This is a genomic window from Thiospirochaeta perfilievii, from assembly GCF_008329945.1.
In the GTDB taxonomy this organism is placed as follows: Bacteria; Spirochaetota; Spirochaetia; order DSM-2461; family DSM-2461; genus Thiospirochaeta; species Thiospirochaeta perfilievii.
In genome coordinates this window covers 2690883-2706562 of the sequence record NZ_CP035807.1, presented here as the reverse complement: position 1 = coordinate 2706562, position 15680 = coordinate 2690883, and the positions used below count along the sequence as shown (strand labels likewise).

Genomic DNA, 15680 nt, shown 5'->3' with positions numbered 1-15680 from the left:
GTCTACATCTGTAGGCCCTTTTTTTTATGCTCCTTCATAGGGAAGAGTTATAACTACTTTTACGCCATCTTTCAACTCAGACTCTATAAATAGCTCACCGTTGTGATTTGTAATTATATAATCTGCAATACTTAATCCAAGTCCTGTTCCGTTAGGCCTATTTTCAGTTGAAAAGAATGGTTTTAATACATCTTCTTTATCCTTACTACTTATTCCAGGACCATTATCCTTAATTTCTATAACAACTCTACTGCCTTCAATTGATGTGGTAATAATTATTTTTGGAGTTTCTGTATTTCCAAGGATCATAGCTTGAGCAGCATTATGAAAGATATTTAATAATACCTGTTGGATTTCGGCCTTATTACAGTTTAATTTTATCTCTTTTGAATTAAAATCTTTTACAATTTCTATCGCCTTAAAATCAAACTTCTGTTCAATATTGAAATCTGTTGCGGCAAGAATAAGACTTGAATCTATTAATTCATGGAGTGTGTTAATTTTAAACATGTCGTCTTTTCTAGAAAAATTCAACATATTTGAGATAATAGAAGATATCCGTAAACCTGATATTCTTATAGACTCTATAATTTCTATTAATTTTCTATCGTTTAAGTACTTCTTCAATGCTTCTAAATCTAGTTTAGCGGCTCTAGCAGCTTCTATATTTTTTATATTACTCTCTGGATTTAATAGTCTATTTTCCAAAACCGCGATATTTTGAACAACCCCAGCGAGTGGGTTATTTATTTCATGGGCCATACCTGCAGCTAAACCACCTACAGCCTTACTCTTCTCTGCTTCAATAATTTTTTCTCAAACTCAATCCTACTAGAGACATCCTCTACCTGAATAATATAACCAGTATTATTCTCTAGAGGTTGACTTGAAAATTCTAAATATTTATTCATACTTCCGATATAATCAATAATTCTTCGACCATCTTTACATTTTGAAATATGTTTTATAAATGGGTAGACTTGAAATATATTGTTTCCACCATATTCACTGGCATAACCTTTAAAAAGATTCTTTATATACCTGTTTTGACTAATAATATTATAATCTCTATCTAAACTGATAATACCAATATTAATTGAATTGATAATTGAATCTACATAGGATTTAGTAGTTGCATTATCAATTAATAATCTTTTTTTAGTTAGTCTATATTTAATTGAAATTAATATAATTAATATAATTAATATAACGAGAACAGATAAAAGTAATATTAACCAAAATAGATCCCTTGAATTCTCAAAGGATAGATTAGTAAGGTTTATATACCCACTATCCTTAGGTAGTTTGGATCTTTTTATATTAAAGTTTTTTAGAACATTATAATCAAATAGATACTTATTTGGACTCTTTGTAGATACTTTTATATTCTCAACTTTCCTTTTATTATCAATTACATCCTTTAAAAGTATTGTAGCAGCCTTTCCCTGTTCATAATGGCTAATTAATTTACCACCAATTATCCCCTGACCTAAACCGTGATACCACAGATGGTATAATGGTGATTTTAGATGTAATAGTATAAAATTAAGGCTCTCATTAAATGTTTTATGTTCATTATTTACATCTTTATAAGCTGAGAGTAGGAGAACAGGTTGAGTTAAACTTATTTGTTCCAATCTTTTACCAAACTGGTTAAAAGTTAATCCTGAAAGATCTAGAACCTTATACCCCATATTATAATATTTATATATTGTATCTTTTACTTTTTTTAGATCCGATTGACCAGATACTGTTGAATCACTAATAATTATAAGATCCTCATTATTTGAGTGAATCTTTAAAATTAGCTCAAGGGTCTCTTCTACAGAGGTGTCCTCAATGTATCCTGTAATATTGCTGATATAGTTCATCTCATTTGCATAATCTAGATCATTTACACCAAAAAAAATAATAGGAGTATCCTTAAAAAGTACATCCTTATTTTTTACGGCGAATTTTAGAGCATTATCATCAGAGGTTAAAATTCCATCATATTTTGGTAAGTTATCTAACTTAATTTTAAGTGTCTTAAAAAAAAGTGTGTCTAGCTCTTTGGAAGTAAACCTCTTACTATCCATAAATTCAATATCCAAAAGATAGTTTTGGCCTATAAGCTGATCCCTTATTCCATTCTCTTGTTCAACAAAAGTTGGAAAAGAAGGATTATATGAGGATAAAAAAAGAATATTTTTACTATCCTCACTAAAAATAATAAGGGATCTTATTAATAACAACACAGCTAATGTAATTTTTTTATTCAACTTCATAAAATTAAGTATAGTATATTTTTTTAAGATAACTACTTAATTCTTTGGGTTGTATTCCATAACCCGGCTAAAATAATTAGCTGAAGTGATAGATCCTTTAACCAAATAAGTAAATTTGGTTTAATAAAATTATCAGTGAAAAAATTCATTATAATATAAACAATCCATAATACAAAAACCACAAAATAGATGAAACTATTTTTTATACTTAAAAATAGTCCTAAAATCATACCTGAACCTGCTAAAGCGAAAAGGATAGATATTATAAGTGGTAGATAATTTGTAGTTCCAGTTAGTTTATTAATACCATTGAATAACTGATTTACTCCTTGATTATACCCCATAATACCTAAGAGGCCACTAAGGGCAAAGTATAGACCTATTGCTAACTGTATTAAAAACTGACCTGATAAATAACCATTCTTTTTCATTTATTTCTCCTATTAAACTAATCATAATATAATTGATGACTATTTCCAATCTCAATTATCTCCCTCCTCTAATCTAGAGCTAATATTTAAATTAATTCTAACCATTTACAATTATACATAGACTTAATTTGATTTTAAAACTTATAAATATATAAAAACATATACTCTTTAGATATATCTTTATTTAATTTTTTATATCAACGTTTTACAGCTCTAGTATGCTTTAAGACTATTTATATCACTTTAATTAATATCTATAACCCATAGGGATTATTATACTTTTTGAATTAATATCGATAAAAACAGTATGAGTTATTACATAGGAGTTTTTATGGATATTGAAAAAATGTATGAGATGTATAAAGTTGATGCAATAAGTAGAAAAAAATTTAATGATGGGATTATTGAGTATGCATATAATCAGGTTAGTAAAGATAGATATATCGAAGCTGGGGATTTTATAGTAGAATTTATTCCTAGAGTTAATTCTATTATAGATAAATACAACACAGATTTAGCTAGTTTTACCCACTATTTAAATAAACACATTAAGTGGATTATGTTCAGTTTTAATAAGGCATATGTAATAGAGAGGGATAAAGTTGAAGCTTGTAAATACCACTATATAACAGAGTTTAAAGAGAGACTCTGTGTTACTGAGACTCCAGTGGAGTATAAGATTACTGAAAAAGCCAAAAAACTCCTTTTAATTAATAATGGTAAAGTAGGTAAGGAGACTATTAGGAAGAGATTAGAGATCTTCACACTTAAGAATTCGAGGGTATTGAGCTACGAGCAGATAAATCTATTAGCATCACTTTTAGATAGACCTCCAAGATGGTTGTTTGACAAAATTGAAGTTCTTAATAACCTCTGTTATAAAAGAGTTCATAATAGGGATTATTTACGAGAGAGATATAATCGACTCTTTATTGAGGTGACAAGGATTCAAAAAAAGATAAACACTATGGAAGAATCTTATGAAAAAGAGGTGCTATCTAAAAATATGCAAGAGAAGCAGGAGAGGAAAAACCTAATTGAGCTTAAACTTAACAATAGAAACTGTGGACCAAAAAATGAGGAGGTAGCCCAGGTACTTGGTATACCAAAAGGAACTGTTGATTCATCCCTTTTCTACCTAAAAAAAGCTTTAAAATCTCTTCTCCCTACCCTTGATATACTTTAAACTGTAAAAATGAAGATATTATTAGCAAGTGGAAATGAACATAAAAAAGAGGAATTAAACTGTATTCTATCAGATCACACCCTGGTATTACCTAAAGATCTAGGGTTAGAGATGGATGTAGAGGAGACAGGGGACACCTATCTAGAAAACGCGTTATTAAAGGCTAAAGCACTTTTTAAGTTATCTGGGGGTATGCCTGTTTTATCTGATGATTCAGGGATATCTGTAGATTATCTTAATGGAGCCCCCGGTATACACTCAGCAAGATATGGAGAGAGAGAGTTTGGCAGAGAGTTAAGCTCAAAAGAGAAAAATGCTCTACTATTAAAAAATCTCGAAACTGTTAAAAACAGAGATGCTTCTTTTATATGCTGTATGGTTTTAATACTTGATAAAAATAGAATTTTTACCGTTCAAGAATCATTTAATGGGGTAATTACAACTAAGGAGTATGGAGAGGGAGGATTTGGTTATGATCCTATTTTTTATGTTCCAGATTTTAATAAAACAGCAGCGGAATTAAGTGATGAGGAGAAGAATAGAGTATCCCATAGAGGAAGAGCTGGAGAAGGTATAAAAAAACTTTTAGAGCTATATGATTAATACATTAGCTGTACTTTTTATACCTATAATTTTAGGTTACATACTTGTTCATTTAAACTATCTCGATTCTAGTATAAACAGCAATCTTAAAATGTTTGTTGTTAGAGTTGCGGTACCATGTAGAATTTTTATATCTATGTTAAACTTAAAACTTGAAACAGTAAAAGAGATTATACCATTAAGTTTATCCTTTATTCTCTTAACTACACTTCTTATATTATTATCCTACATTCTTATACGGGTTAAAGATAAAAAGTTAAAAGCTGCATATATTATAGCTATAGCCTTTGGAAACTACGGTTACATGGGTTGGGCTGTTCTTGATGGAGCTATGGGACAAGCTGGTTTAGCTAGAGGTATGTTTTTTACAACACTTTGGTGGCCTATTATTTATTTAGGAACCTTTATTATATCTAAAGTTCTTAAAATTGATGGCAAGTTAGATGTAAAAAACTATCGATTAAATATGATTATTCCATCGACTGTTTTACTCCTTGGCATACTGTTTAATTATTTTAACATTACTATTTATGGACCCCTACTAAAAACTTTTGTTAGTTTAGGGGATATGACAGTAACCCTTATCCTATTTAGTGTTGGATTAGGAATATCATTTGGTGACAGTTATAAAAACTTGAAACTATCTATACTACCAGTTGTACTAAGACCAATATTAGGTATTATTGTGGCTTACTTTGTAATTAAAATATTAGGGATATCAGACCCGATATCTAGAAATAGTATTTTATTGGAGTCAACAATGCCTGTTGCTGTTATGACTGTAGTATTAGGAGATATGATCGGCTTAGATGAAAAACTAACATCTTCTATAATGATACTGTCAACTATATTATCCCTATTTACAATTCCACTTACACTTTTAATTATATAAAAAAACCCGACAAATTATGTCGGGTTGTTGAAGGCCTAGTCTCTTCCTCGTCCACTGTTTCGGTTGCCACCACTTCTGTTGCCACCTCTGTTAGAACCGTAGTTTCGACTACCTCGGTTTCCACCTTCTCGGTTTCCACCACCTTTATATCCACCTCGGTTTCCACCTCGATTTCTGTCACCGCCACCACGACGACCACCACCACCGGAACCACCTTTTGATTCTTTAGCCTGCTCAACTAATGGTCTATTACCACGTCCTGCATTTTTAAAGGCTAAAATAATCTCTTCAGCATCTTCAAATGGTACTGTTACAAAGGAGAACTGATCAAATATCTGAACAGAGTCTAATCTCTTTCCTGGAATACTTGTCTCAGAAGTAATTAGTTCAACTAAAGACTTAGCTGTAAAGTCATCTTGACGACCCTTAGCTACAAATAGTCTAGTTGTACCACTTCTCTTCATATTGATTTTTCTTATCTCGTTATAGTTACTTTCATCTAGATCGTCACCAAAGGCTTGGCTTAAGACTGATGCTATAACATCAACAGGATTTTCGCTCTCCTGTAGTAGTTCTAACGCCATTTCCTTAAAGGTTGAGCTTACATCATCCCCAGTCTCTAGGGATTTTAATATCTCTTTCATTATTCGATCTTTCTTAGTTGAAATAATTTTATCAACCCCTGGGATCTCATCTTTCTTGATATTCTTTCCAGAAACTCTCTGAATATAGAGTAATTTTCTATACTCATCTTTAGTAACAAATGTTATTGCTGTACCTTCGTTTCCTGCTCTACCTGTTCTACCAACTCTATGTACATAAGATTCGGCATCCTGGGGTAGAGAGTAGTTAATAACATGGGATAAATGATTTACATCAATACCCCTAGCAGCTACATCAGTTGCAACTAAAATATTAATCTGCTTTGATTTTAATTGGGATAGAATTCTCTCCCTCATAGCTTGAGAAATGTCTCCATGAAGTGCTCCAGAAGAGTAACCCCTCTCTGATAACTTTTGGGAAACATCATCTACATCCACTTTGGTTCTACAGAATACTATACCAAAAAACTCTTCCTCGATATCAACGATTCTACACAGAGCTTCAAATTTATCACTTCTATTTACTTCAAAGTATATTTGTTCTGTTAAGTCGGAAGTTAAATCCCTGTTTTTTACCTTAAACAGCTCATAATCACCCATATATTTTTTGGCAATTTGTTGAATCTTCGATGGCATTGTTGCAGAGAACAGTAACATTTTTTTATCTTCGTTTACTGTTTCTAGGATCTTTTCGATATCATCAACAAATCCCATATTTAACATTTCATCTGCTTCGTCTAAAATTAAATAACTAAGGTTGGAAAGATCTAGACTACCACGATTGATATGATCTTGAACTCGCCCCGGAGTTCCGACAACGATGTCTACTCCCCGTCTTAAACGTCTTAGTTGTTCGCCCATGGCTTGTCCACCATAGATTGCTGCAACACTCAAACGCTTTTCACCTTTTAATGATATTAACTCATCACTAACTTGAACAGCAAGTTCCCTAGTTGGTGCTAATATTAACGCTTGAACATTCTTATTGTTACTACTTGTAAGAGTATCTAATATTGGTAGACCAAAGGCAGCTGTTTTACCAGTTCCTGTTTGTGCTTGACCAATGATATTCTTATCTCCCTTTAAGAGGATAGGTATTGTTAACGCCTGTATTGGTGACGGTTCTTCAAATCCTTTCTTCTCAATCGCTTGTAAAATCTCTTCTGAAAGACCTAGGTCTCTAAAAGTTTTTTTCTCTTCCACTATACATCCTTAGAGTAATTTAAACTTAGTATAGGTGGTTTGAACATTAAATACTATAGCTAATAGAGTAAATTAAGCTCATTATCCGATAAAGTAGAGTCCCACATCCGAATTTTGTCAAGCTTTCCTTTTATATTATATTTTTTATAATCCTCTACTCGATTTTTTACATATTTTGCTGTCATAAAATAGAGTGGCCACTCCCCCTTTAAAAGAGTCTGGGTAGGAATTGTGTTTTCAGCAACTGTTTTTCCATTTACATATAGAGACATCTTCCCGGAACCAAATCTCATAGCGATACTGTTCCACTCTTTCAATATTAGGACATCACTAGCGGCAATACTCTGATAATACCCATTACTATCCACAACAAATAGAACAACAGTTTTATTTAATATAGATAGAGAGAATCTTCCCTCAGCCTTTCTATTCTTATATGTATTTTGCCAGTTAGATATCAGATAGCTCTGCTCTGTTGTATCTATAGGATAGAAACTCATTGCAATTGTAAACTCTTCAATATCACTTATAGTTTTACTATCCTCAATATAGAAATACTCACCTCCACCCTTTGATAGTAGAGCTCCGTTTTCATCATTTAATACATCCTCTGTATATGGGATACTTTTTGTCTTAATCTTATAACCACTACCAGATGTATCCTTTATATTACCATCAATTGAAAATTCAAAAACAAGATCTCCACTTAGTTCATTCCCATCTCCAAAAAACTCTCCACGAACAATTCTTTTTTTTTCTATTTCAAGCACTCCATCAGCTGTCTCTATTTTAGCTAAATCCTTGTCCATGAAAATTATTGATCCCTTTATCACATTACCATTTGATAAGTATATAGAGTCTGAATAGAGATACCCTACACTAAGAAATATAATTAAAATAATCTTTTTCATATTTTCAATAATAACATAATTAATGTATTATATGCATTATGTTAGATTTGAAATTTATTAGAGACAATGTTGAAGCTGTAAAAGCCAACGTAAAAAACAGATTTATGGAAGCGGATGTTGACTTAGTAGTAGAACTTTATACTAAGTACAATGAATCATTATCAAAAGTAGAAGAGTTAAGAAGACAGGCAAATGAAAATGCATCAAAAATGAAAGGGAAATTATCCCAGGAAGAGAGAACTGTTTTTATTAATAAGGGTAAAGAGTTAAAAGCCCAAATAGCCTCGATAGATAGTGAAACTTCAGACTTAAAATCCAAACTCTCTAGTGAAGCCTCGAAGATACCTAACATGGCCCATCCGGATGCTCCTATTGGTAAGGAAGATAAGGAGAACTTCCAAATTAAGGTTTGTGGAACAGTTCCTAATTTTGACTTTAAACCTCTAGACCATGTAGAAATAGGAGAAAAACTTGATCTTATTGAATTTGAAAGGGCAACTAAGGTTTCTGGACCTAAATTTTACTACTTAAAAAATGAAGCAGCTATATTAGAAATGGCACTAACAAGATATGCAGTAGATATTTTAATGAAGAAAGGTTTTAGAGTATCTATTACACCGGATATAGCTAAGGTTGATATTTTAGAGGGTATCGGTTTTAACCCAAGGGGCTCTGAATCTAATATTTACTCAATTGAGGGGACAGACATGTGCCTTGTAGGAACAGCGGAAATAACCCTTGGTGGTTACCATGCTGGAGAGATAATTGATCTTTCTAACGGACCAATCTTTATGGCTGGTATATCCCACTGTTTTAGACGGGAAGCTGGAGCTGCAGGACAATACTCTAAGGGTATTTACAGAGTGCATCAATTTACAAAAATTGAGATGTTTATCTACTGTAGACCAGAGGAATCAGACAAACTACATGAAACCCTAAGGGAGATTGAAGAGGAGATTTTTAACGGTCTTGAGGTTCCATTTAGAGTTGTAGATACATGTACTGGGGACTTAGGTTCTCCCGCATATAGAAAATATGACCTAGAAGCTTGGATGCCAGGACGGGGTGAGTCAGGAGATTGGGGAGAGATAACATCAACTTCAAACTGTACAGACTACCAAGCTAGGCGTTTAGGCGTTAGATATAAGGATGAAAATGGTAAAACAGCTATCTGTCACACTTTAAATGGTACAGCAATAGCTATATCTAGAGCTCTTATAGCTATTATAGAGAATAATCAGCAAGCTGATGGATCTGTGACTATACCAAAAGCGCTTGTTCCTTATACAGGTTTCGATACTATTAAAGCTAAATAAATATTTAATTTATATAAAGCCGATTCGCTAGAGTCGGCTTATTCTGGTTAGATGATCTAGGAACTACTTCCTAATAGCAGAACTTAGGAGTTTTTATGCCAATTAACAAATCAAAAAGAACATTTATTATTGCAGAGATAGGAACAAGCCACGGTGGTGATTTAGAAAAAGCAAAAAAACTTATTAGGGCTGCTAAGGATGCAGGTGCAGATTGTGCAAAATTTCAGGTTGTTTTTGCCCAGGAGATAATCCATAAAAACACAGGTTTAGTAAAACTCCCTGGGGGAGATACTCCACTATACAGTGTATTTAAAAGTTTAGAGATGGATGAACCCTTTTATAAACAACTTAAGGATATGACAGAGAGTGAAGGGTTAATATTTATGGCCTCACCCTTTGGTAAAAAGAGTGGGGATATTCTAAACAATATTGGATCTAAAATATTTAAAGTTGCTAGCCCAGAACTAAACCATTTCCCACTACTTAAACAGTTAAAGTCCTTTAATAAACCCCTAATCCTATCAAGTGGTGTATCAAAACTAAGGGATATAGAGAGGGCGTTAGAAATTACAGGAAGGGATAGGGTCTCCCTACTCCACTGTATTACAAGTTATCCTGCACCGGAGAATGAATATAATCTTAAGCTAATAAGTAACTTAAAAAATATTTTTGGTATAGAGACAGGAATTTCAGACCACTCCCTGGACCCTGTCCTAGTTCCTTCTATCTCAGTTCTTTTAGGAGCTTCTATTGTGGAGAAACACCTAACACTCTCTAATGAAACAGATGGTTTAGACGACCCTGTTGCCCTTAACCCACAAAACTTTAAACAAATGTGTGACTCTATTAGAAAGTATGAAGATATGGATTTAAAAAGTGGTTTAGATAAACTTTCTAAGATCTACGGGTTAGAGAGGGTAACATCTATATTAGGGGATGGTGTTAAAAAATTAGCTAAATCTGAAGAGAGTAATTACAACAGAACAAATAGGTCACTACACTCCCTAGAGCAACTAAATAGAGGGGATGTAATAACAAAAGAGAATACAGCTCTATTAAGAACAGAGAAGATATTAAGAGTTGGACTTTCTCCCCACTTAGTAGAAAATTTTTATGGTAGAAAATTAACTAAGGATGTTCCAAGTGGAGAGGGCATTAGATTAGAAGATTTTCTTTAGATCTACACTTTTTGTCATCTCTATAAACGAAGCGCACTCCTCTTCCTCTATTTTAAAGAAGCTATTATCATCTAATTTACCAATAACAGCTTCCTTCTCCTCTTTAGAGTCAAAGGTTATCTTTCTAAAACTACAATTAAAGTCTTTCTCCCTTGATGAATAGACTCTCTCTTTAATCTCAATTCTAGCTTTAATAGCAGTATCTACAGCGTCTAACCATTGTTGCCAATTTAATCTATCAACCTTATTAAGTTTTTGTAAAACATAAAAAGCGTGCCCTGCTTTATCTCGGTCGTATAGTTTTGAAACCATTTTATACCTAGAGTGTAGTTCATCCCAGGATGTTATTTTTTTATCTACAATATCATCAATTATACTTTTAACCCTATCATCAGGAATAAACTGACCACCACAATTTATCCATTTATCAGGATTAACTAAACCGTTTAGTTGAGAAATATCTCCTCCATCTTTAAAGAACTTCAATATAGTGTCAACAGAGTAGAGGGTTATCATTTTATAATACTCTTTATAGGCCACTGCTGGTTTATGAATCAAAACTCCATGGTTTTTATTCTCTATTGTAGTACTGTATATAGTGAAATTTCCAAAGTCATCATACTCATTAAGCAGATCCTCCCCTGTATGTATATCTGTAGAGATTTTTCTATAGGAGTATTCAGCACACTTCTCTAAAAACTCTCTTCCCTCTAACATCTCCGATACAGTATCAGGAGCTAAAAAGTCAAAATCTAATCTAGGAAAATTCTTCTCTCTTTGATCACGAACACCGTACTTCCAACTATTTCTCTTAAGTGCATACATATTATGTAGAAACCAGTAGCCTGGAAATACTTCAACCTTATCGTTCTTATTAAGTGAGATAAGACTAAAGGGTAAGGGGTTATTAATCTCTTTAGTATAATTGCCCTTTACTACTATATTAAAAGTGGCAAATTTAGAGTCGTGTTTTAAGCTACAGTTTAAGCCTGGCCAAAACCCTCGACCGGCTACTAACTCACCATCATTAGCCCTTGAGTTGTGATTACTACCAATTGTTGCCCCAGAAGCTATGTTTGTCTGTCCCTTTAATACTGAAGCGATTAAAAATGAGGAGTTGTGATGTTGCTCATGGCCTGGATAGATAAAAGAGTTTAAAACCTCACAACAACTTATAGTTGAGTTCTCACCTAAAACAGAGTTAATTAACCTAGCTCCATATTTTAATGAAGAGTGACTCATAAGTTGAAACCTTACAGCTGTTGCGCCGTAAAAAACCTTACATCCTTCATTGATTATTCCATTAACTAGAGTACAGCCCTCTCCTATTTGAGTTTTATGATTAGGACTGCTTTTAATTGTTAAGTTTTTTAACTTATTAGCACCTTTTATATATGCATCAGAACCTATTGTTACATCTTTTAATATTCTACTGTTTTTAATTACTGTTCTATCCCCAATAAATCCATAATACCCCCTATCCGATGGGTACTCTGTCTCTACAAAGAGTTTAAAACTCTCCATTAAATTCTTATTATCCCTATACTTATACCATAGGTAGGCGTCTACTGTTAACATTTTAGAAAATGGTAAAATTTCCCTTCCACCAGCTTCATTGGCTATTTCAAGCTCAATACGACCACTTGGGTCCTCCCCATCCTTTACAATACCGTTACCAAACTTTGCATGGTCCGATGTGGAGAGTTCATCAATATCCTTAAGCATTACGTTTTCACCAATTAGAACTCTAGAAAGATAAGAGACATTATGTATTGAACAATTCTTTCCAATATCACAGGACATTACTTGTGAGTTGTACAAACCAACAGGTAAAATAACATCATTAAACTCCAGGGATATAGGTTCCATATCGTCTATTCTAACTGTACCCATAAAGTAGCAGTGTTTAATTTGCAAAGGTTCAAAAGTGTCAGTTACAAGGATTTTAGACCAATCGTAACACTTATTTTTCTGCATTTCTAATAGCTCAATCTCATTATTAGTTAAGTTTCTATATTTCTCATTTTTGTTGCCTGACTGTATAATACGAAGGGTATTATACTCATTTATCATGCCACCTAGGGGAAGTTTATTAATTTTATTCATAATATTATTATACCTAAATTGTTTCATTTTTACACTTAAAATTGTAAAATTGAGATAATTTCTATTAACAAAAAGCTATTCAATTAGTATTATATACCAAACAAACTACTTAAAAGGAGATTATATTGTCTACAATTATTGATAAAACAACCGGTTTTGAGCTTGGGAATCCAAAAATAAAACCTTTTCCAACAATGGATCAAGTTACATTGGAAGATGTGGAAAAAGCCTTAGAACCTATGATATTATCAGCTTCTGGTTGGCGTAAGGTTTTTACAATAGACAAGGACGAAGAGTCTACAACACCACTTATTAGCCAAGCAGATAAGGTCCTAGCCGCAGGGATGGCAAAAGTATTCTCTGATTTTGTAAAAAAACAGACAGGTAAATCTAATCCTGAGATTGTTTTATCCCAGGACAGTAGATATACAGGGACATCAATAGCAGATGTAATGATAAGAGTATTTATATCCCAGGGAATATCAATCCAGTACCTTTTTATATCAGCAGCTCCTGAAACATTTTGTTATACAAGAGCTAATAAAAGTGCTGATGCATTTGCCTATATATCTGCAAGTCACAATCCTATTGGACATAACGGAGTTAAATTTGGACTATCAACAGGTGGGGTTATAGATGGATCTTTAGTAAAACCTTTAATTAATGATTATAAGTGTGTTTTATCCACAGAAAGTAGCATCCAAAACTTAATAAAACTGGCAAACAGTGCCCAAGAAGAAAAAATATCCCAAGTTTATAATAGCTCTATAAAATATAGGGAAGCAGCCTTTAAAGCATATACAACTTTCACCAATGAGATAATATCCGGGAGTTCAGACCCTAGGGAGCAGGAAGAGTTTATTAAAATATTAAAGTCAAAAATTGAGAAAAACGGTTTTGGTATTGTTGCTGAGTTTAATGGTAGTGCTAGAACCCTAAGTATTGATAGCGACTACCTTAACTCTATAGGGGTAAGGGTTAAAAGGGTAAATGATAAACCAAGAGAGATTACCCATAGAATAGTTCCAGAAGGAAGAAGCCTAAATCTGTGTAGAGAAACACTGGATGATATGTTTAAGGTTGATAGTAGTTTTGCACTTGGATATGTTCCAGATAATGATGGAGATAGAGGAAATGTTGTATTTTATAATACAGAGAGTGGTAAGTCTGAAATTATGGAGGCACAAACAGTATTTGCAATTTCAGTTCTAGCCGAGCTATCTTCCCTCTATTACAATGGGAAAACCCCTGATAGAGTAGCTGTATGTGTTAATGGTCCTACATCTATGCGTATTGATGAAATTGCTAACGCTTTTAATGCCACAACCTTTAGAGCAGAAGTAGGAGAAGCTAACGTTGTTAATCTAGCATCTATAAAAAGAGATGAGGGATACATTGTAAGAATCCTTGGAGAAGGATCTAACGGAGGGAATATTACCCATCCTGCTGCTGTACGGGATCCTCTCAATACTATTTCTGCAATTATGAAACTCTTAATGTTAACAAGTGAAGACGGAAACCCTGGTTTATTTGAGATATGGTGTCAAAAGAGTAATCAAATGGATCTATATAAGGATAATTTCACCTTAGTTGATGTTATAAAAACACTGCCAGCCTATACAACAACAAGTGCCTATGAAGATAGAGCTATTTTAAAAATTACCAGTGAATCCCACGCTACCCTAAAAAAGAACTATGAAGAGATATTTTTAGAAGAGTGGGAAACGATGAAAGATGAATTAAACTCTAAATTCAACATAGTATCTTATACAGAACTTAATACAGAGGGAACTAATGAGGTTTTAGGAACTGGACCAAGTACTAGATCTGGAGCAGAGACAGGTGGGCTTAAAATACTTTTAAGGGATAAGAACCAGGCTCCATCGGCGTATTTATGGATGAGAGGTTCTGGAACAGAGCCTGTTTTTAGAGTATTAGTTGATTCAAAAAGTTCTAATACTGATAAAGAAGCCTATCTACTTAACTGGCATACAAATATGATAAAAAAAGCAGACAAAAGATAATTTATTCTAGACCCTATCGCCATTGATAGGGTCTATATTCCCTACGCTATGGTAGTAGTATTTACACAGATCTATTAGTTGATATCTTGTTTCAGCACCTATTTTAACCAGTATACTTTTCATCTGAACCTTTACTGTATTTGTAGATTTTTTTAGCCTTGTGGCAAGCTCTGCATTTGTCTCCCTGTATAAACAGAGATTCTCTAAGATTTCTAACTCTGCAACTGAAAGACCGGCTTCTAGGGGATCAATATAATCTATATTTACTCTTTTTAAAATCTCTTGATTTAGTTTTAAACTATTTTTAAGTTTACTTATCTCATTCTTATAAAACGTGTACCGCTCTATCTTAAAACTAATATTATTACTCTTTAAAAATGTAATTAAAATAGTTGCTAAAATAAAGTATATATACCTATATAGCCGATCAATTAATAATGCATTATTTTTAAGTTGTGAAGTGACAAGGAGTATAAAAAAAAGTGTTAAAAGAATAGTAGTCTTTAGAATATCCCTTTTTTTAAATATTGAGTACTTATCTAGAAGCAATATCAAAATAACAAGTTCAAGCATACCTAAACCAAAATGATTTAATATATAGAAGGTGTAAATAGTAGAAATAAAAATTGTTAAAACCTGTATAATACGCTTATATATAAATATATATGAAAATAACATAACAATAGATATAAAAATTAAAACAGCATACTCTTTTTCAAAAATTACTTGTTTATAAAATGTATATTGGATCAAAAAGTTAAATAGTAAAAAAATAAATGATATGACACCAATAATAATACCAAAGTTCTCTGATTTATTACTCAATACTCTTACTAGACTAATTTACATACAATACAAAAGTCTTTCTCCAGTTATATTAATAATATTCAATTTAAATTTTGTAAATCATTTTTTTTTATCATATAAACAAATTAAATTTCGTTTTTACATAAAAACATAA

General features: G+C 32.6%; 13 protein-coding genes. 6 read left to right on the top strand and 7 right to left on the bottom strand.

Annotated features, from left to right (window positions below; genetic code table 11):
• Positions 1–24: 24 nt before the first annotated feature.
• Genes EW093_RS12455 through EW093_RS12445 form a run of 3 tightly spaced genes read right to left on the bottom strand, consistent with a single transcriptional unit; the run spans position 25 to position 2698 of the window.
• A complete protein-coding gene (locus EW093_RS12455; protein WP_149568730.1) occupies positions 25–762 on the bottom strand; it encodes a sensor histidine kinase in 738 nt (245 codons plus the stop codon).
• 17 nt (positions 763–779) lie between these two features.
• Positions 780–2267, bottom strand: a complete 1488-nt coding sequence (locus tag EW093_RS12450) for a hypothetical protein (protein ID WP_149568729.1) — start codon at positions 2265–2267, stop codon at positions 780–782.
• Between the two features lie 32 nt (positions 2268–2299).
• The gene (locus tag EW093_RS12445; RefSeq protein ID WP_149568728.1) at positions 2300–2698 is read right to left on the bottom strand and encodes a hypothetical protein; all 399 of its coding nucleotides are present in this window, start codon (positions 2696–2698) and stop codon (positions 2300–2302) included.
• 331 nt (positions 2699–3029) lie between these two features.
• On the opposite strand from EW093_RS12445, the gene EW093_RS12440 reads away from it, so the two are divergent.
• From EW093_RS12440 to EW093_RS12430, 3 genes are read left to right on the top strand one after another with little or no spacing between them, the layout of a single operon-like run.
• Positions 3030–3884 (top strand): sigma-70 RNA polymerase sigma factor region 4 domain-containing protein, encoded by an 855-nt coding sequence (locus EW093_RS12440; protein WP_149568727.1) that lies wholly within the window; start codon positions 3030–3032, stop codon positions 3882–3884.
• 9 nt (positions 3885–3893) lie between these two features.
• Entirely contained in the window at positions 3894–4487 is a 594-nt protein-coding gene (gene rdgB, locus EW093_RS12435) for an RdgB/HAM1 family non-canonical purine NTP pyrophosphatase (protein ID WP_149568726.1), read from the top strand.
• Positions 4480–5379, top strand: a complete 900-nt coding sequence (locus tag EW093_RS12430; protein WP_149568725.1) for an AEC family transporter — start codon at positions 4480–4482, stop codon at positions 5377–5379. The genes rdgB and EW093_RS12430 overlap by 8 nt, the downstream gene beginning before the upstream one ends.
• A 35-nt stretch (positions 5380–5414) precedes the next feature.
• Here EW093_RS12430 and EW093_RS12425 read toward each other — a convergent pair whose 3' ends face one another.
• Complete coding sequence (locus EW093_RS12425) at positions 5415–7184, bottom strand: DEAD/DEAH box helicase (protein ID WP_149568724.1); 1770 nt, start codon at positions 7182–7184, stop codon at positions 5415–5417.
• Between the two features lie 59 nt (positions 7185–7243).
• Positions 7244–8095 (bottom strand): LamG-like jellyroll fold domain-containing protein, encoded by an 852-nt coding sequence (locus EW093_RS12420; protein ID WP_149568723.1) that lies wholly within the window; start codon positions 8093–8095, stop codon positions 7244–7246.
• A gap of 38 nt (positions 8096–8133) precedes the next feature.
• On the opposite strand from EW093_RS12420, the gene serS reads away from it, so the two are divergent.
• Both serS and EW093_RS12410 read left to right on the top strand, forming a co-directional pair.
• Positions 8134–9411 (top strand): serine--tRNA ligase, encoded by a 1278-nt coding sequence (serS, locus tag EW093_RS12415; RefSeq protein WP_149568722.1) that lies wholly within the window; start codon positions 8134–8136, stop codon positions 9409–9411.
• Between the two features lie 95 nt (positions 9412–9506).
• A complete protein-coding gene (locus tag EW093_RS12410; protein ID WP_149568721.1) occupies positions 9507–10589 on the top strand; it encodes an N-acetylneuraminate synthase family protein in 1083 nt (360 codons plus the stop codon).
• On the opposite strand, the gene EW093_RS12405 is transcribed toward EW093_RS12410, so the two are convergent.
• Positions 10572–12695: a DUF4954 family protein gene (locus tag EW093_RS12405; protein ID WP_187759700.1), complete on the bottom strand. Its 2124-nt coding sequence runs from the start codon at positions 12693–12695 to the stop codon at positions 10572–10574. The genes EW093_RS12410 and EW093_RS12405 overlap by 18 nt on opposite strands.
• A 125-nt stretch (positions 12696–12820) precedes the next feature.
• Here EW093_RS12405 and EW093_RS12400 point away from each other — a divergent pair, with 125 nt between their 5' ends.
• Entirely contained in the window at positions 12821–14719 is a 1899-nt protein-coding gene (locus EW093_RS12400) for a phosphohexomutase domain-containing protein (RefSeq protein WP_149568719.1), read from the top strand.
• 6 nt (positions 14720–14725) lie between these two features.
• On the opposite strand, the gene EW093_RS12395 is transcribed toward EW093_RS12400, so the two are convergent.
• Complete coding sequence (locus EW093_RS12395) at positions 14726–15544, bottom strand: helix-turn-helix transcriptional regulator (RefSeq protein WP_149568718.1); 819 nt, start codon at positions 15542–15544, stop codon at positions 14726–14728.
• Positions 15545–15680 lie beyond the last annotated feature (136 nt).